General features: G+C 70.0%; 19 protein-coding genes. 15 read left to right on the forward strand and 4 right to left on the reverse strand.

Translation table 11 applies throughout. The features are described from left to right. The first annotated feature begins 111 nt into the window (after positions 1 to 111). From JQX13_RS27860 to JQX13_RS27900, 9 genes are all read left to right on the forward strand, one after another. Positions 112 to 1,101, forward strand: a complete 990-nt coding sequence (locus JQX13_RS27860; protein WP_203402517.1) for an AAA family ATPase — start codon at positions 112 to 114, stop codon at positions 1,099 to 1,101. Positions 1,102 to 1,137: 36 nt separating this feature from the next. After that, entirely contained in the window at positions 1,138 to 2,019 is an 882-nt protein-coding gene (locus tag JQX13_RS27865) for a DUF58 domain-containing protein (RefSeq protein WP_203402518.1), read from the forward strand. Continuing rightward, positions 2,016 to 3,023 carry a hypothetical protein gene (locus JQX13_RS27870; protein ID WP_203402519.1) on the forward strand — a complete coding sequence of 336 codons (1,008 nt, stop codon included), beginning with the start codon at positions 2,016 to 2,018 and terminating at the stop codon, positions 3,021 to 3,023. Before JQX13_RS27865 ends, JQX13_RS27870 begins: the two co-directional genes overlap by 4 nt. Continuing rightward, entirely contained in the window at positions 2,998 to 4,008 is a 1,011-nt protein-coding gene (locus JQX13_RS27875; RefSeq protein ID WP_203402520.1) for a vWA domain-containing protein, read from the forward strand. Before JQX13_RS27870 ends, JQX13_RS27875 begins: the two co-directional genes overlap by 26 nt. Beyond that, positions 4,005 to 5,063 (forward strand): VWA domain-containing protein, encoded by a 1,059-nt coding sequence (locus JQX13_RS27880; protein WP_203402521.1) that lies wholly within the window; start codon positions 4,005 to 4,007, stop codon positions 5,061 to 5,063. Before JQX13_RS27875 ends, JQX13_RS27880 begins: the two co-directional genes overlap by 4 nt. A 17-nt stretch (positions 5,064 to 5,080) precedes the next feature. Next, positions 5,081 to 6,064 (forward strand): tetratricopeptide repeat protein, encoded by a 984-nt coding sequence (locus JQX13_RS27885; protein ID WP_203412240.1) that lies wholly within the window; start codon positions 5,081 to 5,083, stop codon positions 6,062 to 6,064. Then, a complete protein-coding gene (locus tag JQX13_RS27890; RefSeq protein WP_203402522.1) occupies positions 6,048 to 7,937 on the forward strand; it encodes a BatD family protein in 1,890 nt (629 codons plus the stop codon). Before JQX13_RS27885 ends, JQX13_RS27890 begins: the two co-directional genes overlap by 17 nt. Next, positions 7,934 to 8,683: an SH3 domain-containing protein gene (locus JQX13_RS27895; protein ID WP_203402523.1), complete on the forward strand. Its 750-nt coding sequence runs from the start codon at positions 7,934 to 7,936 to the stop codon at positions 8,681 to 8,683. Before JQX13_RS27890 ends, JQX13_RS27895 begins: the two co-directional genes overlap by 4 nt. 107 nt (positions 8,684 to 8,790) lie before the next feature. Beyond that, a complete protein-coding gene (locus JQX13_RS27900) occupies positions 8,791 to 9,039 on the forward strand; it encodes a DUF504 domain-containing protein (RefSeq protein ID WP_203402524.1) in 249 nt (82 codons plus the stop codon). Positions 9,040 to 9,054: 15 nt separating this feature from the next. Here the strand turns inward: JQX13_RS27900 and fliB are convergent, their stop codons facing one another. Both fliB and JQX13_RS27910 read right to left on the reverse strand, forming a co-directional pair. Then, positions 9,055 to 10,356 (reverse strand): flagellin lysine-N-methylase, encoded by a 1,302-nt coding sequence (fliB, locus tag JQX13_RS27905; protein WP_203402525.1) that lies wholly within the window; start codon positions 10,354 to 10,356, stop codon positions 9,055 to 9,057. A 32-nt stretch (positions 10,357 to 10,388) separates the two neighbouring features. Next, the gene (locus JQX13_RS27910) at positions 10,389 to 12,083 is read right to left on the reverse strand and encodes a S8 family serine peptidase (protein WP_239013898.1); all 1,695 of its coding nucleotides are present in this window, start codon (positions 12,081 to 12,083) and stop codon (positions 10,389 to 10,391) included. Positions 12,084 to 12,291: 208 nt separating this feature from the next. Here JQX13_RS27910 and JQX13_RS27915 point away from each other — a divergent pair, with 208 nt between their 5' ends. Continuing rightward, positions 12,292 to 12,696 (forward strand): inorganic diphosphatase, encoded by a 405-nt coding sequence (locus JQX13_RS27915; RefSeq protein ID WP_239013899.1) that lies wholly within the window; start codon positions 12,292 to 12,294, stop codon positions 12,694 to 12,696. Here the strand turns inward: JQX13_RS27915 and JQX13_RS27920 are convergent. Further along, a complete protein-coding gene (locus tag JQX13_RS27920; RefSeq protein WP_203402527.1) occupies positions 12,677 to 14,392 on the reverse strand; it encodes a DUF885 domain-containing protein in 1,716 nt (571 codons plus the stop codon). The two genes, JQX13_RS27915 and JQX13_RS27920, sit on opposite strands and share 20 nt — an antisense overlap. Positions 14,393 to 14,654: 262 nt before the next feature. Between JQX13_RS27920 and JQX13_RS55550 the strand changes: the two genes are divergently transcribed. Further along, complete coding sequence (locus tag JQX13_RS55550; RefSeq protein ID WP_275424868.1) at positions 14,655 to 14,786, forward strand: hypothetical protein; 132 nt, start codon at positions 14,655 to 14,657, stop codon at positions 14,784 to 14,786. Between the two features lie 11 nt (positions 14,787 to 14,797). Next, positions 14,798 to 15,187 (forward strand): response regulator, encoded by a 390-nt coding sequence (locus JQX13_RS27925; RefSeq protein WP_203402528.1) that lies wholly within the window; start codon positions 14,798 to 14,800, stop codon positions 15,185 to 15,187. 15 nt (positions 15,188 to 15,202) lie between these two features. Here the strand turns inward: JQX13_RS27925 and JQX13_RS27930 are convergent, their stop codons facing one another. After that, the gene (locus JQX13_RS27930; protein WP_203402529.1) at positions 15,203 to 15,529 is read right to left on the reverse strand and encodes a PilZ domain-containing protein; all 327 of its coding nucleotides are present in this window, start codon (positions 15,527 to 15,529) and stop codon (positions 15,203 to 15,205) included. A 231-nt stretch (positions 15,530 to 15,760) separates the two neighbouring features. On the opposite strand from JQX13_RS27930, the gene JQX13_RS27935 reads away from it, so the two are divergent. Genes JQX13_RS27935 through JQX13_RS27945 form a run of 3 tightly spaced genes read left to right on the forward strand, consistent with a single transcriptional unit; the run spans position 15,761 to position 17,531 of the window. Continuing rightward, on the forward strand, positions 15,761 to 16,216 hold the full coding sequence (locus JQX13_RS27935) for a hypothetical protein (RefSeq protein ID WP_203402530.1): 456 nt from the start codon (positions 15,761 to 15,763) through the stop codon (positions 16,214 to 16,216). Positions 16,217 to 16,225: 9 nt separating this feature from the next. Further along, a complete protein-coding gene (locus tag JQX13_RS27940; RefSeq protein WP_203402531.1) occupies positions 16,226 to 16,726 on the forward strand; it encodes an ATP-dependent helicase HrpB in 501 nt (166 codons plus the stop codon). A gap of 10 nt (positions 16,727 to 16,736) precedes the next feature. Then, complete coding sequence (locus JQX13_RS27945; protein ID WP_203402532.1) at positions 16,737 to 17,531, forward strand: flagellar M-ring protein FliF; 795 nt, start codon at positions 16,737 to 16,739, stop codon at positions 17,529 to 17,531. Positions 17,532 to 17,549: the final 18 nt, after the last annotated feature.

A 17,549-nucleotide genomic window follows, 5' to 3' on the forward strand; every position in this document is an offset into this window, starting at 1 on the left:
CCAGGGGGGGTGGGCCCCCTAAATTACTGGAATGTCCGGCGAAATGGGCTGTTGAGCGGCGTACCTACATCACCCTAGGCTGCCCGCCTCCTCAGGGTCGAGACGGCACATATGAACACGGACATCCGAGCACTCACCGAGCGCGTCCAGCAGGAGAGCAGCTTCGTCGAGCTCCTCAACCAGGAGGTCGGCAAGGTCATCGTCGGCCAGCGCTACATGCTGGAGCGCATCCTCATCGGCCTCTTGTGCAACGGCCACGTCCTCCTCGAGGGCGTACCGGGCCTGGCCAAGACGCTCACGGTGCGCACCATCGCCGACAGCATCAGCGCGACCTTCACGCGCATCCAGTTCACCCCGGACCTGCTTCCCGCGGACGTGGTGGGCACGATGATCTACAACCAGCAGACGGCGAGCTTCACGGTCCGCAAGGGTCCCGTCTTCGCCAACGTGCTGCTGGCGGACGAAATCAACCGCGCCCCCGCCAAGGTGCAGTCGGCGCTGCTCGAGGCCATGGCCGAGCGCCAGGTCACCATCGGCGACCAGTCCTTCCCGCTGCCCTCGCCCTTCCTGGTGCTGGCCACCCAGAACCCCATCGAGCAGGAGGGCACCTACCCGCTGCCCGAGGCGCAGGTGGACCGCTTCATGCTCAAGGTGCGGGTGGGCTACCCCACGCGCGAGGAAGAGAAGGTCATCATGGACCGCATGAGCGGCGGGAAGCCCCCGCAGGCCCAGAAGGTCATCGACCTGCAGCACCTCGTGCGCGCCCGCGAGCTCGTCACGCAGATCTACATGGACGAGAAGGTGAAGGACTACATCCTCAACGTGGTCTTCGCCACGCGCGAGCCGGGGCGCTACGGCCTCAAGGATCAGGCGGACTACATCCAGTTCGGGGCGAGCCCGCGCGCCACCATCGCGCTGAGCCAGGCCTCTCGCGCACACGCCTTCCTGCGCCACCGCGGCTTCGTCACCCCCGAGGACGTCAAGGCCGTGGCCTTCGATGTGCTCCGCCACCGCATCGCCCTCACCTACGAGGCCGAGGCCGAGGAGCTCACCACCGAGAAGCTCATCCAGCGCGTCTTCGATCGCGTCGAGGTTCCGTAACCGGTTTCACGCAGGGGAGAGGCCAGGGAGCGCGTCGTGCTCGCCAAGGACATCATCCGCCGCATCCGCAAGCTGGAGATCCGCACCCGCAAGGTGGTGTCGGACATGCTCGCGGGCCAGTACCAATCGGTCTTCAAGGGCCGGGGCATGGCCTTCTCCGAGGTGCGGCAGTACCAGCCCGGTGATGAAATCCGCATCATCGACTGGAACGTCACCGCCCGCATGGACGAGGCCTACGTCAAGGTCTTCACCGAGGAGCGCGAGCTCTCGGTGATGCTCCTGGTGGACGTCTCCGCCTCGAAGGAGTTCGGCTCGCGCGAGCGCTCCAAGTCGGAGGTGGCCGCCGAGGTGGCCGCTCAGATCGCCTTCAGCGCCATCGCCAACAACGACCGGGTGGGGCTCATCCTCTTCTCGGACCGGGTGGAGAAGGTGGTGCCGCCGCGCAAGGGCCGCACGCACGTGATGCGGCTGGTGAGCGACATCCTCACCTTCCAGCCGAAGGGGAAGGGGACGGATCTGGCGGTGGGCCTCAACTACCTGAGCCGCCTGGCGCGCCGGAAGACGGTGACGTTCCTCATCTCGGACTTCCTCACCCAGGGCTATGAGCAGCCGCTGCGCCTGGTGGGCCGCAAGCACGACCTGGTGCCCGTGGTCATCACGGATCCGCTGGAGCAGGAGTTCCCCCGGCTGGGCCTGGTGGAGATGGAGGACCCGGAGACGGGCGAGCGCTTCGTGGTGGACACGAGCGACCCGCTCGTCCGGGGCCGCTTCGCCCGAGCCATGCAGGCGCAGCGCGAGGAGCGGCGCAAGCTCTTCAAGAAGCTGGAGTTGGACCACGTGGAGCTGAGCACGGGCGATGACCATGGCATGGCCCTGGTGCGCTTCTTCCGTGCCCGCTCCCGGAGGATGGCGGCATGAGGTGGCTGGCTCTCTGCGCGTTCCTCCTCGTGTCTCCCGCCCTGGCGCAGGCTCCGGCTCCCGCGCTGGCCCCGGCCCTCGCGAATCTGCCGGAGGTGGAGCCCGAGCGCTTCCAGGCCAGCGTGCAGCCCGAGCGTGTCGTCCTGGGCGAGCCCTTCGTCTACGAGCTGGTCCTCACCCATCCGTCCGAGCAGCGCTACGAGCTGGCGCTGCCTTCGGACCTGGGTGACTTCGAGGTGCTGTCCCAGTCGCGCACGCCGCCTCGGGCGGGCACGGAGCCGGCGGTCACCACGTTCCAGCTGAAGATGTCCGCCTTCAACCTGGGCATGCTCACGCTGCCCGGCATTCCCTTCGTCGTCTCGACGCCGGAGGGCCCCAAGCGCTTCGTGGCCCCGGGCCGCACCCTCGAGGTGGGCTCCACGCTGCCCGACGACGCCCAGTCGCAGGGCGCGGAGCTGCACGACATCCAGCCGCCCACCGAGGTGGCCATCCGCTCCTGGACGCTCCTGTGGAGTCTCCTGGGGTTGCTGGCCGCGGTGTTGGTGGGGGTGGTGGCGTGGCGGCTCTTCCAGAAGTACCGCGACCGCCCCGGGGCCGCGGTCCAGCCGCTCCAGCCCCTGGATGTGCGCACCCGCCGGGCGTTGGACGCCCTCATGTCCGAGAACCTGCCCGCCGAGGGCAAGGTGAAGGACTTCTACTTCCGGCTGTCGGAGATCGTCCGCGGCTACCTGGGCGAGCGTTATGGCTTCGATGCCCTCGAGTGCACGAGTTCGGAGCTGATGGCGAAGCTGCGGCGCATGAATCCTCCCGGGCTGCCCGAGGACGGGCTCATGCGCTTCGTCTCCGAGTCGGACCTGGTGAAGTACGCCCGGGCCGAGTCCTCCCCGGAGATGTGCAGCGAGTCGCTGTCCTTCGGTTACGAGCTGCTGGCGAAGACCTGGCCCCCTCCACCGCCTCCCGAGGCGGCCCCCGTGTCCCATGCTTCCGGACCTCGCGTTTCATAGCCCCCAGTTCCTGTGGGGATTGCTGCTCGTGCCGGTTCTCCTCGCGTGGGCCTGGCGTGAGCGGCGCTCCCGTGCCGCGCTGCGCTTCTCCGCGGCGCACGTGCTCGCCCGGCAGGGCCGCGGTGTGCGCACGTACATGCTGCCCATGCTGCCCTTCATGCGCGCCTTCGCGGTGGCCGCCGCCGTGGTCGCGCTCGCCCGGCCCCAGTCGCGTGACGCGCGCGTGAGGGACATGAGCGTGGAGGGCATCGACATCGTCGTGGCGCTCGACCTGTCCACCTCCATGGAGGCCGGCGACTTCCGTCCGCAGAACCGCCTCCACGTGGCCAAGGAGGTGCTCGCCGAGTTCATCTCCAACCGCGTCAACGACCGCATCGGCCTGGTGGTGTTCGCCGGCGCGGCCTACACACAGGCGCCGCTGACGCTCGACTATGGCGTGCTCAAGGAGGTGCTGCGGCAGCTGCGCACCCGGGTGCTCGAGGATGGCACCGCCATCGGCGACGCGCTCGCCACCGCGCTCAACCGCCTGCGCGACTCGGAGGCCAAGAGCCGCGTGGTGGTGCTCATCACCGACGGTGACAACAACGCGGGGAAGATCTCCCCGCGGGACTCGGCCAGCATGGCGAAGTCGCTGAACATCCCCATCTACACCATCCTCGTGGGCAAGGGCGGCAAGGTGCCCTTCCCCCAGGGCACGGACCTGTTCGGCAACACCGTCTGGCGCGAGACGGAGATTCCCATCAACCCCGAGCTGCTGCAGGACATCGCCGACACCACCGGGGGCGAGTACTACCGCGCCACCGACCCGGAGGGTCTCAAGCAGGGCCTCCAGCAGGTGCTGGACTCGCTGGAGCGCTCCAAGTTGATGGAGGGTGGGGCCGCGGCCAACTACCGCGAGGACTACCACCCGTACCTGCTGCTGGCCTTCGGACTCGCCGCGCTGGAGCTGCTCCTGCGCGCCACCTTCCTGAGGGTGTTCCCGTGACGCTGACGGACCCCTGGCGCTTCACCGTTCTCGGCTATCAGGTGGGGCTCGCGAAGCCCGCCTTCCTCGCGCTGTGCGTGCTGGGCGGACTGGTGGGCACCCTGGCCCTCGTGTCCGCGCTGCGTCGCCGCTCCCGCGTGCGCGCGCTGTTGAACGAGCGGCTCGTGGACAAGCTCGCCCCCGGTGCCTCGCGCTGGCGCCCGGCGGTGCAGGGCGGCTTCTACGGGTTGGGGCTGCTCCTCTTCGGGCTGGCGCTGGCCCAGCCCCAGTGCGGCACCAAGAGCGAGCTGACGAAGCGCCGCGGCATCGACGTGGTGGTGGTGCTGGACGCCTCCAAGTCCATGCTCGCGCGCGACGTGCAGCCCAGCCGCCTGGAGCGCGCGAAGCTGGAGCTCACCACGCTGCTGGACGAGTTGAAGGGAGACCGGGTGGGCCTGGTGGCCTTCGCGGGTGACGCATTCGTGCAGTCGCCCCTCACCTCGGACTACTCGGCGGTGAAGCTCTTCCTGCGCGCGGTGGAGCCGGAGCAGATGCCCCAGGGCGGCAGCAACATTGGCGAGGCGTTGATGCTCGCCAGGCAGGTGCTGGAGAACGCGGACCGCGGCGCCAAGGAGCGTGTGGTGGTGCTGCTGTCGGACGGCGAGGACCTGGTGGGCGAGGTGGACAAGGCCGTGGCCGCGCTCAAGGAGGCCAACGTCCAGGTGCTCACCGTGGGCGTGGGCTCCGAGCAGGGCGAGCCCATCCCCGTCTACAACCGCCGCGGCGAGTTCGTGGACTACAAGAAGGACAGCAGCGGTGAGACGGTGATTACGCGCATGGACCGCGCGGGCCTCACCGCCATCGCCGAGAACACCGGCGGCGCCTTCTTCTACCAGCCGCGCGGTGTGGCCATGGCCCAGGTGCTGGAGCGCATCGAGAAGATGCAGAAGAGCGAGCTGGAGAGCCGCGTCACCGTCCGCTACGACGAGCGCTTCCAGACATTCGCCCTGCCGGGGCTCGTGATGCTGGTGGTGGGCATGTTGCTGCTGCCGTCCTCGCGCCGGAGGTCGTCGTGAGCAGGCGGATCCTGGACATGCGTGTGGGGGTGGTGCTCCTCGCCGTGGGGCTGGTGCTGCCGTCGGGGGCCCGGGCCGCGGGCCTGTTGGAGAAGGAGCACCCGCTCATCCAGCAGGGGCGTCAGGCGTACGACGCGGGCCGCTACGAGGATGCGCTCTCGGCCTTCGAGCAGGCGAAGAAGGAGCGTCCGAATGATCCGGCGGTGGAGTTCAACCGCGGCGACGCGCTGATGAAGCTGGGCCGCTACGACGAGGCGAGGCAGGCCTTCCAGAGCGTGGCGGACTCCAACCAGCAGGAGCTGCGTCAGAAGGCCACCTACAACCTGGGCAACGTCTACGCGGCGACGGGCGACACGCGCGAGGCGCTCAAGGCGTACCGCCGCGCGCTCACCATGAACCCCTCGGACGCCCAGGCCCGGCACAACTACGAGGTGCTGCTCAAGAACCTGCCTCCGCCGCAGAAGGGTGGCTCGGATGGCGGCACGGACGGAGGCCAGGACGGAGGCCAGGACGGAGGCCAGGATGGCGGCTCCCCGGATGCGGGTCAGCAGGATGGGGGCACGTCGGCGGATTCGGGCACGGATGGTGGCACGGACGGCGGCTCGGATGCCGGCATGGATGGGGGGATGGATGGAGGCCAGGACGGTGGCCAGGGTGACGCGGGCCAGCAGGATGGGGGCGAGGGCGACGGAGGCCAGGGAGATGGCGGCTCCGACGCGGGCCCGGATGGGGGCGAGGGCGACGGAGGCCAGGCGGACGGAGGCCAGGGGGATGGAGGCGAGGGCGACGCGGGCCAGGGCGAGGACGAGCAGGGCCAGGAATCCGACGGAGGCACCGAGGGTGAGGCCGAGGAGGTGGATGGAGGTGTCAACCCGGAGGACATCGATCGCCAGGAGGCCGAGCGCCTGCTGGATGCGATGAAGCAGAACGAGAAGAATCTCCAGCAGTGGCGTTTCCAGCAGAAGAAGCGGCCGAGGAATCCCAATGAGAAGGACTGGTAGCGGCCACGCGGCGCTGGCCGCGCTCGCCCTGTTGCTGGTGGCGATGCCAGCATGGGCGGACATCGAATTCTACCAGACGGTGGATCGCACCGAGGTGGGCACGGAGGACCTCTTCCAGCTCACCGTGGTGGTGGTGGATCCGCCGGACAACGCCCGGGTGCAGTTCCCCGCGCCCGAGGACTTCGAGGTGCTGTCGTCCTCGCAGAGCACCCAGAGCTCCATCGCGATGAGTGGGAACGGGCCGCCCGTCATCCAGACGGTGCGCAAGCACGTGCTGATGATGCGAGCCAACCGCACGGGCAATCTCACCATCCCCCCGGCCGTGCTCACCGCCGGAGGCCGTACCTGGCGCACCGAGCCCATCAAGATGACGGTGCGCAAGGGGCACGTGGGTGGGTCCGCGCAGGCCCAGCGCCAGCGAATGCCGGATCCCTTCCGCAACTTCCCTGGCTTCGGCGGCATGCAGGATCCGTTCGCCGACGAGGAGGAAGAGGAGGATCCGGGTAGGCGGATGCAGGAGGACATCCGGATTCCCCGTGGGGACTCGGACCTGTTCCTGCGCGCCACCCTCGACAAGAAGCAGGTGTACGTGGGCGAGCAGGTGACGCTGTCGCTCTACATCTACTCGCGCGTGGACCTCTCCAGCGTGGACGCGGTGACCATGCCGAAGCTGGATGGTTTCTGGAGCGAGGACGTGGAGAGTCCCACGCAGCTCTCCGGCGAGCAGCGCGTCGTCAACGGCATTCCCTACCGCACCTACCTGCTGCGGCGGCGTGCGCTCTTCCCGGTGAAGAGTGGCACCCTGGCCGTCACCCCCGCCGAGGCGGACATCACCACCGGCTTCCTGTTCGCCGGCCACCGGGTGCACCGCGTCTCCAATGCGCTGGAGGTGGAGGTGAAGCCGCTGCCGCCGGGTGGACCCAAGGGCATGCCGAGCGCCCACGTGGGCGACTGGAAGCTGTCCCTGGATGTGTCCCAGACACAGGTGGAGCTGGGCCAGCCCGTGACGGTGCGGGTCATCCTGGAAGGCTCGGGCAACGTGAAGAACGTCACGCCGCCCCGCCTGGAGGCCCCCGCCGCGTTCAAGGTGTACGATCCGACGACCACCGACAAGGTGACGCCCAACAAGTGGAAGATCCAGGGCCGCCGGGTGCAGGAGTACCTGGTGATGCCGCAGCGCACGGGCACCTTCACGTTGCCGGCGCTCGAGTTCCCCTATTTCAACCCGAAGACGGGCCGCTACGAGGTGTCCCGAACCGATCCGGTGGAGATCTCCGTGGAGCCCGGGGCGGGTGGGGTGGCGTCGTCCGGGCCAGCGGCCACGCCCTCGCAGATGGCGGACGCCGCGTCCGAGCAGAAGAACGTCCTCACCGCGGGCGGCTTGCGCCCGCTGCGCTACCAGGCCCGCTTCGAGGAGCCCGCGGCGGCCGTGTGGCAGCGGCCCTTCTTCGTGCCGGCGGTGCTGACGCCCGTGGGGCTGATGATGGTCCTGGGCCTGGCGGGGCTGGTGCGCGGGAGGTTGTCGAACCAGGACGAGGGCAGCCGCAACCGGCAGCGGGCCAAGGCGGCGCGCAAGCGGCTGGCGGAGGCGGAGAAGCTGCGCGGAGGCAGCTCCAGCGCCTTCTACGGTGAGGTGGAGAAGGCCGTGCTGAACTTCCTGGAGGCCCGGCTGCACGCTCCGGTGGGAGGCCTCACCCGGGACGCGCTGGAGGCGAAGCTGGCCGAGGCCGGAGTGGACGCGGCGCGACGCCAGCGGGTGCGCTTCGTGTTGGAGGCGTGTGACGCGGGCCGCTTCGCCCCCGGCGCCGAGCCGGCTGCCCGCGAGCGCATCCTGGATGACGCCGCGGCCGTCATGGAGGGTTGGGACAAGTGAGCGCCATCACCGCCATCCTCGTGGCCACGCTGTTGAGCCAGACGTACTACTCGCCGGAGGAGGCCCAGACCCTCTTCCAGCAGGCCAACGAGGCCTTCCTGAAGCAGGACTACGCCGCCGCGCGCGAGGGCTACGAGAAGTTGATCTCGCACGGCTTCGGAGGCCCGGACATCCACTACAACCTGGGCACCACGTACCTGGCGGAGGGAGACCTGGGGCGCGCGGTGCTGGCCTTCGAGCGCTCGCGCAAGGCTGGAGGAGAGGGCCCGGACCTGGAGGCCAACCTCTCGCTCGCGCGCGCGAGGCAGCTCGACAAGGTGGTGGGCAACGCGCCCGAGGAGCCCTTCCTGCAGCGCGTGGTGGCCGCCACGAGCGGCAACCTGGTGGCGTGGCTCTTCCTGGGGACGTGGCTGGCCGCCTTCGCCTTCCTGATTCTCTTCCGGCTGTTGCGTCCGGGCCGGCGCGCCTGGGCGCTGGTGGTGGGGAGCGTGTTGCTGGTGGCGTCGGTGCCGTCCGGCGCGCTGCTGGCCGCGCACGTCTGGGTGCACGAGACGTTGCACGAGGCCGTGGTCGTGGCGCCCACGCTGCGTGCGCGGGAGTTCCCCAAGGAGGAGGCCAAGGTGGCCTTCGAGGTGCACCCCGGCCTGAAGGTGCGAGTGATGGAGGAGACGGGGCGCTACGTGCGAATCCGCCTGCCCAACGGCCTGGAGGGCTGGGCCGAGCGCGAGGGCGTGGCGGAGATCTGAAGCAAACGGCCTGAGCCCGTGTCCGCCCCCTCTCCCTCTGGGAGAGGGCTGGGGTGAGGGTCGTCGCTTGTCAGTCCCGGCGCACGGGTCGCGTCTGGTGCGTCGCCATGTCACAGGACAGATTCCAGACCAGCCGCGAGGTGTATCACCGCATCCGCTGGGACCCACGGCTCGACGCGCACGCGTTCGTCATCGGCTACGACGCTCGTGGCGAGCAGATGGAGGAGGTCCCCTTCGCGGCCTTCGTGCCCGACGGGGAGATTCCCTGGCACCGCGTCTGGTACTTCCGGCGTGGCCACCAGATGGTGTGGGACCGCCGCGAACGTATCGACCGGATGTCTGACCTCGCTGTCTGAGAGTGCTCGCCCGGGTCAGAAGGTCGCGAAGACGAGCACCTTGCCCAGGGTTTCCGCGCCGCGGCCCGGGCCCACGAGGCCCTCGGCGAGCGAGAGGTAGTCCGGCGACTGCTCCACATGCTTCGCCAGGAGCTGGAAGGTCTCCACCGCCGCCCGGTCCAGGTGCTCCTGTGACTCGGAGGTGGGGGAGGGCTTGTGGCGGAGCTCCGCTACCCGGGGATGGCCCGCGAGCGTCAGGCGCAGCAGCCCCACCCGCAGGGTCAGGCGGAACACGTAGGCGAGCAGGCTCGGCGAGTCGGTGAAGGGCGCACGCCAGAGTTGGTGCTCGGTGGAGTTGTGGAAGTAGCGGTGCACCCGCTCGCCGTACCGCGCTTCCAGGTGGCTCCACCGCTCCGCGTAGGTGTGCCAGGCCGCGTCCAGGTCGCTCGCGCCACCGTTCTCGAGCCGGAGGGAATCCAGGACACCCCGCACCAGGGAGGAGAACCGCTCGCCCCGGCCCGCCGCCATCCGTGCCTTCAGCACCGAGCGGAACAGGCCCACGCAGGGCCCACCCGGGAGCGTCAGCCCGGTGAAGTCCCGGTGGACCGCGTCCAGGATGTCCGGACGCTCGAAGCGTTGGAGCACCTTGTTCAAACGGGCCTCGGCTCCAGAGCGCGCTTCCCCGCGGAAGGCTTCCGTTCCCCGGAAGTAGAAGTCGTCCAGCCCGTAGGCCAGTTGCCCGAGCATGGCGAGCCGCGAGGCGAGGGGGTATTCCCGCCGGTGCAGCAGTCGCAGCATGGCCGCGCGCACCGTCTCCGCGTGGAAGGTATAGGCGTCCTCCGTGTCCACGGGGATGTGCCTCGCCGTTTCTGGCCGCGTGACGTGTGGAGACGAAGCGGGCAGTGGCACCGGCTCCAGCGCGTCCTCCTCCAGCAGGCACGAGCGAGCCACCTCGGGACAGGCCAGGGTCCCGGAGACCTCCACCCGTTCGCCCCAGCGTGTGACGACGCGCGGGAAGGTGGCGCAGATGTCCGGAAGCAGTGCGTCCCCGTGGCGGCGCTGGAGCGAGCACAACCGCTCCGCGTCCAGCAAGGGGCAGTGCCCGTCCGGACGCATCTGGATGAAGGCCTGCTCCGTGGGGGCGCCACCCGGATTCGGGGAGACGCACTGGCGCAGGCGCTCCGACTCCTCCGGGTCGCTCGAGACCACCGCCTGCATCCGCTGCCAGTGAGAGCCGCTCACCGGCACCTTCAGCCCCGAGCAGCAGGTGTCCTCACAGCGCTCCGCGATGCAGCGGAAGCGCGTCATGTAGCGCGGGAGGGTGGACTCGGAGGGCATGGGCAGTCGGGAGACTACCCTCACCCCTTCCGTCAGGGCATCTGCTGGAGCGTGTCGAGTGCCGCCTTCGCCTGCACCAGCCCGTGGCCGTAGTGTGCGTCATGCCCCGGCTCGCCCAGGTCCTTCGCGCTGCGCTCCAGCAGCGCGCGCACCTCGTTGGCCTTCAGGGAGGGACGTGCGCTCCACACGAGCGCCGCCACGCCCGTCACGTGCGGCGTGGCCATCGAGGTGCCCGGGAACCGGGCGTAGTCCACTGCGCGCAGGCTCACGCGCACCTGCTTGCCCAGGTGAGCGAGCACGGCCGCCCGCGACTCCCTGCCCACCGCGAGCGAGGGCACCCACTTGCGCCCCGGTCCGTCCAGACCCAGTTGCCAGGATTGGCTCTCGGATTCCTCGGCGCCGAAGACGATCGCCCGCGCGCCCTGTCTCATCACATTCCGCGCGCTGTCCGTGACGGAGTAGAACCCGGCCAGCCGCACATAGGCCACGAAGCCCTCGCACGTGCCGCTCTTGCACTCGCCGACGTCGCCCATGCCGCAGTCGACCAGCTCTCCCGTGTACTCACCCGCGGGCGCGAAGAAGATCGAACGCGAGGTGTACCGCGCTCCCTCCGCGTCGAGCTCCGGCTCGGTGGCTCCCTGCACGCTGATGGAGGAGAGCACGTCCACGCCAGGCGCCACCAGGCTCAGCCCCTCGCCGCGGTTGGAGAAGGAGGCCACCTGTTCCTTCGCGTCCACGGCGCCCACCGCCATCACGGACGGATAGGCCGACGGGTAGCTGAGGGGCGCCTCGTCTCCCGGGCGGCTGTCGTTTCCCGCCGCCGCGACGATGAGCATTCCCCCGTCCACCGCGGCCTGGAATGCCTCCCGCGCCGTGTTTCCCATGTCCATCGGCGCCCCGAGCGACAGCGAGGCGATGTGCGCCCCCTGCTGCTTGCACCACTCGAGTCCCGAGAGCACGGTGCTGATGCTGGCGCTCTCGTGCACGTTGAGCACCCGGGCGATCAGCAGCTCCACGCCGGGGGCCACTCCCACCATGCCGCCCTGGCTCATGGCCGGCCAGGTCGTGCCTCCCGAGCCGAGCTGGGCCGCGACGATGCCCGCCACGTGTGTGCCATGGCCAAGGCCTCTCACGCCGTTCGACTCGTCGCTCGGGTCGTCATCGTCATCCACGAAGTCGTGGCCGGCCGCGTAGGGAATGGCCAGCTCGGGGTGCCGCCGGTCGATGCCACTGTCGATGATGCACACCCGGATGCCCGCGCCGGTCGGCGCTCCCGTGTCGAGCACGCCATCCTCGTTGGCGTCCCACACCTGCTGGGCCTGCACGAGCCTCAGCGCGTCCGTGTACTCATCCACCGAGCCGGTCGTCGTGGGCAGGCCGAGCGCGTGCACCTCGAGGTCCGGCTCGATGCTCTCCACGTCCGGATCCGCGGCGAGCCGGGCCCGCTCCTCGGGGGTCACACGCGCGGCCACCGCCGGGACGAGGCGGTACTGCGCCGTCACCTGACCTCCCAGGCGCCGCACCGTGGCCGCGCTCACCCGAGCGCTGGAGCGGTAGCGGACGAGCACGGCCTCGCGTCCATCCGGGGTCTGGCGCAAGGCCTCATCGGGGAGCGCGTTCTCGACCACGTCTCCGCACTCGTTGTGCCCCTGCACCGACACGTCGTCGGCCCCACCCGAACACGCCGCCAGGGCCAGAAGCCCGAGATGTGCCCAACGCCGCATCATCGACCTCCATTTCCACTTCGGAGGGAGTTGGGGTTGCGCCGGGGTTGGTGCCAGGGGGAGCCGAATTTTCCAGTGGAACGGACGTGCCCGGGTTCACAGAAGTGTAACACGAGCGTCCCCTCGCGGACGGTGCGTGGGTGCTACTTCGTGCTACACAGCCCGGGTGTCAGCGTTCTCCCTTCCGCCGGAGCTCCCGAGCGAGCCCGAAGTGCTGGTCGAGTCTCCTCGCTGGTCCGTGGTGAAGCGGCGCGCGGACGGGGGCGTGGACTTCATCTCGCCGCTGCCGTGTCCCTACAACTACGGCTGCATTCCCGGGTTGAGCTCGGGGGATGGGGATCCCCTGGACGTGGTGGTGCTCGGTCCGCGTCTGCGCCGGGGCGAGCGCCTGCGAGTACCGGTGGTGGGGGTGATTGGCTTCCTCGACGCGGGCTGCGCCGACCCCAAGGTCATCTGCAGTGCGCGGCCCCTGAGCGCGGCGGAACGCACGGGGCTCGAGACCTTCTTCCGCGTCTACGCCCTCTTCAAGCGGGTGCTCCACCGCGTGCGGGGCAGGAGCGGAGGGGACACGCGCTTCGTGGGCTGGCTCGCGGACGTCACGGGGCGCTCAGCATGAAGCGTCGCAGGAGCGCGGGAGGCACTGGGCCGAACGAGAAGAGCTCGTCGTGGAAGCGGGCCTCGTCGAAGTGGCGCCCGCGCTCGCGCCGGCAGTCCTCCTCGAGCCGTTCGAACTCGAGCGCGCCGAGCAGGTAGGTGATGGACTGCAGGGGCAGGCGCTTGTAGCGGAGGATTTCCCGCCGCGCGTTGGGCTCGGGCATGCTGGCGGAGCGCATGAGATAGCTCACCGCGGCCTCGTCATCCATGCGCCGGGTGTGCAGGCCGATGTCCACCACCACGCGTACGGCGCGCAGGGCCCGGGCCACCAGCGCCGTGAGTTCCTCGGGGGCGGAGTAGAAGCCCGCGCGCCGCATCCGCTCCTCGGCGTAGGTGGCGTAGCCCTCGATGTTGAGCATGGGGCCGAAGTGGCCGCGCGCCATGGCCACGTGGTCCGTCACGAGGAGGAAGCGGACCGGGGCGGGATGGTGGGAGAAGGCCCGCTGCCAGGCGACGCTCTGCAGGAAGTGGCCGGGGATGCCCTCGTGCACGGCCAGCAGCGTGGCCCAGACGGTGGGGTGCGCGGCGGCCATGGGGGCCAGCACGAACCAGCCCACCTTGCGGGGATCCTTCAGCGGCGCGGGCCAGTTGGTGCCGCGAACGTCCACCATGCCTGGAGGAAGGGGCTTGAGGCCGAGCCGGCAGCCCTCGGGGACGTTGAACAGCTCCCGCTCGTGGATGAAGGACTCGGCGTGCGCGATGCGCTCCCGGTAGAGGGGGATGACGTCCTCGTCGTGGGCGGGGTGCTCCAGCTCGAGCCGCGCGAGCAGGGTCCGGGCGTCCGCCAGATTGGAGAGGGTGGAGGGCGCTCCGGGAACCTCCGCGGCGAGCTGAGCGGCGAGCTGGACGATGGAGTGCTGGGCCCGCGCCAACACCTCCTCGGCCCGCTGCACCAGCTCCTCGGGAGAGGCGGTGAGGCCGAACATGTGTCGCAGCCGCCACCGGTACTCGTCCTCGCCGAGGACCACGCCGGCGTGCGCATGGGGCTGCACGCGCTCGCGCAGGAAGCGCTGGTGGGCGGCGAAGGCCTCGCGGGCGTCATGGGCCGCGTGCTGGAGCGCACGGGCCTCGGCGCTGGAGAGTGTCACCTGGTGTGCTTCGGGCAGGGCCGGGAGGTGCTCGAAGTACCGGACGATGACGGGGAGCTGGTCCTCGGCGAACTCCTGGACGATGTGCACATCCGGCACCTCTCCCGAGGCGAGCCCCTCGGCGAGCAGCTGCTCCTGCTGTTGGAGGAAGGTGGGGATGCGCGCGGCCCGGCTGGCGATGGCGGACCAGTCCTCGGCCGTCTCGGCCTGGCCGATCTGGTACTGGAGCATCGTGTGCGGATAGGTCGACAGCTCGACATTGCTCCGGTGTCCGCGCAGGTCCTCGTGGGCGTGGACGTGGAACCGGCAGACGCCGAGCATCGCCATCCAATCGAGCCAGGCGTCCGGGGGGAACTCCTCGGGCGCGAGCCGCTCGAGTTGCGCGAGGGTGTCGCGGTGCAGGGCGTACTCGTCGGCCAGCGCGGACGGAGAGAGGTCCTTGAGCCGGTCGTCCAGGTGATGGAGTCCGAGGGTGGTGGCCTCCTCGGGCTGGCTCTGGAGGTAGCGCTCGAAGAACGAGGCGCGGAGCCGGACGAAGGCGTCGAGGGCGGGCGAGGGGGCCTTGCTCATGGCACCCTGAGGGTAGTCATCGTGGACCGGAAGGGTGAGCAGCCGAGCGACGACGGTCACCGCCGCCGGGATGGCCTCGGCGACGAGGCCCTCGCGGGCATCCCATCGTCCCGCGTGCCTGCCTGCCCTTCATCCGAGCCCCCCAGGCAGCCGGGGAGCGGATAAGGTGCGCGGGTCATGCCCGCGCTGCTCCGGCTCTCGCTCCCACATCGTCCGACTCTTCGAGGGGGAGGCGGCCTTCATCGGACTGTCAGGAGGGCTCATGACCACCTACATCTTCCCCGCCCGTCTGGCGGTGGCCAGGGGGATCTCATCCACCCTGTGCGCCATCCTGGCCGGGCTGTATCCTGCGCATCGTGCCGCCGCCTTGAACGGGGTGGAGGCGCTCGCCTAAGAGTGAGTCCCATGGCCGCCAACCTGCAGAATCCCTTCCACATCCTCCTGGTCGAGGACGAGCCCGTCATCCGGGAGCTCGTGCGTTCCATGTTGAGCGACGGGGCCGTGGAGGTGGTGTGCGCCGCCAATGGCATCGAGGGCCTGAAGCTGGCCAAGAGCCGCCCCTTCCAACTCGTGCTGATGGACGTGGTGCTGCCGCAGCTCGACGGCATCTCGGTGTGCCGGATGCTCAAGAGCGATCCGGTCACCTCGAAGGTGCCGGTCTACATGCTCACGGCCAAGTCCAAGAAGTCGGACATGGAGAGCGCCACGCTGGCGGGAGCGGACGGCTACATCCAGAAGCCCTTCAAGGGCGCGGAGCTGATGGCGCTGGTGGATCGGCTGCGCACGGCGGCCTGAGGGGCCGCGGCGGGCTCAGGGCAGGCGCGGGTGGAGGTAGCGCGCCAGCAGCAGGAAGTGATCCCAGTCCAGGTCCACGAACTCGAGCGCCACGCCGTGCGCCTCGCGGCGGACGATGGTGCACGCGGTGGTGATGTCCCCGATGCCGGGCAGTGGGAGCGTGACGGTGAGCTGCCGCGTGGTGTCCGCGGGATGGCCGAGCAGGAACAGGCCGGCCATGGACAGGTCGCGAGCCTTGACGAGCACGGTGCGCTCGCCGATGTGCACCTTGACCATCCAATTGGCCTCCACGCGCGGGTGGTAGCGCTCGTGGATGCGAAGGGGGCCGGTGGACGGCGTCATGGGAGCTCCTCGGGGTGCGACAGGGGGCTACGAGTCTGGAGCAGCTCCCGGAGGGCGCAACTTTTCGTCCGGGGCCCCGTCCACCCGTCCGTCCACGCGCGTGGATGCGCGCTCCACGGTGTGGAGGGTTCCTCGGGAGGGGGAGCCGCCATGTGCCCGAGATGACTCCACGCGCCGGTTGGCACGCCGGCTGAAGAAGCCCCCTCGCATCTCGAGCGCAGGAGGCATCACGTGGAGAACGGCAATCGGATTGGCAATCTGTCCATCACCCCCACCGTGGCGCGGCAGACGCCGCGGAACGATTTCGGCACGGTGCTCGCGCACACGGCTCAGGAGGTGGTGAGGACGGGAGCGGGGGTGGTTGCGGCGCTGGTGCCGGGCTCGCCGATGGTGAGCGCGGCGGTGGCGAGCGTCAGCTCGGTGGTGTCGACGTCGACCTCGTCGATCCAGCGCACCGGGGCGACGGCGAGCGGCGCGGGGAGCACGGCGGGCACCACGGGGCAGGGCGACCAGTGGGATCTGCTCGCGGCCCAGAAGGAGATGCAGGCCGAGGGGGCGAAGATGAACCTGGAATACATGGCGCTGCAGAACGACATGCAGAAGGAGAGCCGGGCGCACAACGCCATCTCCAACATCATGAAGGTCCGTCACGACTCGGCGAAGGCGGCCATCAACAACATCCGCTAGGGGCGCGCCATGGCCATCGACAAGGTGGGGGCGATTGGCGGGGCGGGAGCGACGCCCGCGCTGGATCCCTCGGGGAAGGCGGATTTCGGCAAGGTGCTGGAGGGGGTGAAGGCGCCGGCGAGGCGGCTGGGGCCCCAGGTGGCGACCGAGGGGGCTCCGTCGCCGGCTGCCCCCCCGGAGCGGACGGAGGCCGCGCGCGGGACGTGCACGGCGGAGGGAGTGGGGAAGGCTCCGGCGGGGACCTCGGAGGTCCAGGCCGGGGGGCGGGTGGATTCGGTGCGGGCCGCGCGGTCTCAGCAGGCGGTGCAGGTGCTGGACCGGGTGAGCGAGGCGCAGAAGCGGTTGGATCGCGTCCTGGAACTGGCCGAGTCCGGCAGGTCGTTCTCGCCGACCGAGCTGATCGCCCTCCAGGCCCACGTGTACCGGGCGAGCCAGGAGCTCGATCTCGCCGGCAAGGTCGTCGAGAAGGCGACCGGCGGCGTCAAGCAGGTACTGCAGACCCAGGTGTGAGGAGTTGCCCATGTTCTTCAGACGCTGTCTCTTCCTGCTGCTCCTGTGCGCCGCGGGGTGCCGGGAGCGCATCCAGCACGGCCTGGACGAGCGCCAGGCCAACGAGCTGCAGACGGTGCTCGTCGAGCGGGGGCTCGACGCGCGCAAGGTGCCCGAGACGGGCAAGAAGCCCACGTGGGCCATCGAGGTGACGGAGGAGCAGTCCTCGGACGCGGTGCGGATCCTCGCCGAGCTGGGGCTGCCTCGCCCCGTGCAGGACGAGGGCTGTGACGTCTTCGGTGGGGGCGGGCTGGTGAGGACGCCGGTGGAAGAGCAGCTCTGCCGGGGGCGGGTGATGGAGCGGGGCCTGGAGAAGACGCTGCAGACGGTGGAGGGCGTCATCCTCGCGCGCGTGCACCTGGTGGTGCCACCGCCACCGAGGCCCGGACAGCAGCCGGTACCAGCGAAGGCCTCGGCGATGTTGCGCGTGGCACCCGGCTACGCGGACACCCTCAAGGGCACCCGGGAGATGCTGCGCGCGCTCATCGCGGGAGGCGTGGAGGGACTCTCCCCCGAGGGGGTGTCGCTCATGGTGGACGAGGTGTCCACGCGGGTGGTGGCGCCCACGCGGGGAGTGTCTCCGCTGACACGGCTGCGGGTGTTGCTGGCGATCCTGTCCCTGGCCGTCACGGGGCTGTCCGTGGGGCTGATCCTGGTGACGCTGCGCCTGCGGCACCATCGTGCCAGGGCGGAAGCGAAGCCCGTGCTTCCGCCTGCGCCCGCGCGACCCGTGGTGACGCCCGGGGCCGCGCGCAAGGTGGCGTGAGCCTCGAAGGAAGGTGAG

Origin of the sequence: Archangium violaceum, from assembly GCF_016859125.1 — a bacterium.
Taxonomy (GTDB): domain Bacteria; phylum Myxococcota; class Myxococcia; order Myxococcales; family Myxococcaceae; genus Archangium; species Archangium violaceum_A.